This is a genomic window from Actinoplanes sp. KI2, from assembly GCF_025630775.1.
Lineage (GTDB): Bacteria > Actinomycetota > Actinomycetes > Mycobacteriales > Micromonosporaceae > Actinoplanes.
This window is the reverse complement of record NZ_JAOSZE010000139.1, coordinates 1-784: the sequence shown is the minus strand read 5'-3', so window position 1 is coordinate 784 and position 784 is coordinate 1. Positions and strand designations below refer to the sequence as shown.

1 protein-coding gene is annotated in these 784 nt (G+C 70.4%); it reads left to right on the top strand.

The features are described 5' to 3' along the window. Positions 1-31: 31 nt before the first annotated feature. On the top strand, positions 32-784 hold a 753-nt coding region (locus ODJ79_RS46655), incomplete at its 3' end, for an AMP-binding protein (protein WP_317620766.1).

The window sequence follows — 784 nt, the reverse complement described above, 5'->3', positions numbered from 1 at the left end:
TCTGGTGGGCCGGTTCTCGCGGGGTCGTCGGATGGTCAACGCGTACGGGCCGACGGAGACGACGGTGTGCGCGACGATGAGTGGCCCGTTGGCGGGTGAGGTGGTGCCGCCGATCGGCGGGCCGGTCACTGATACCCGGGTGTTCGTGTTGGATGAGTGGTTGCGGCCGGTCGCGCCGGGGGTGACCGGTGAGTTGTATGTCGCCGGGGCCGGGCTGGCGCGGGGTTATTTGGGCCGGCCGGGGTTGACTGCGCAGCGGTTCGTGGCGAACCCGCTCGAGGCCGGGCAGCGGATGTATCGGACCGGGGATCTGGCGCGGTGGCTGCCGGGTGGGCAGTTGCAGTATCTGGGCCGGGTCGACACGCAGGTGAAGGTGCGTGGGTTCCGGATCGAGCTGGGCGAGATCGAAGCGGCCCTGGCCGGGATCGCCGGGGTCGAGCAGGTCGTGGTGATCGTGCGGGAGGACCGGCCGGGTGACAAGCGGCTGGTCGCCTACCTGGTTCCCGCTGACGGCCGGCAGGTGCCGGCCGTGGGTGAGTTGCGGGAGTTGCTGGGCGGGCGGCTGCCGGACTACATGATCCCGTCGGCGTTCGTCACCATGGCCGCGATCCCGTTGATGCCCAACGGGAAGATCGACCACAAGGCACTCCCGGCCCCCGGACACACCGGCAGCATCGGCCGGGCACCGACCGGACCCTACGAGCCGGTCCTGTGTGACGCCTTCGCCGACATCCTCGACCTGCCCCACGTCGGCCCCGACGACAACTTCTTCGAACTCGGCGGC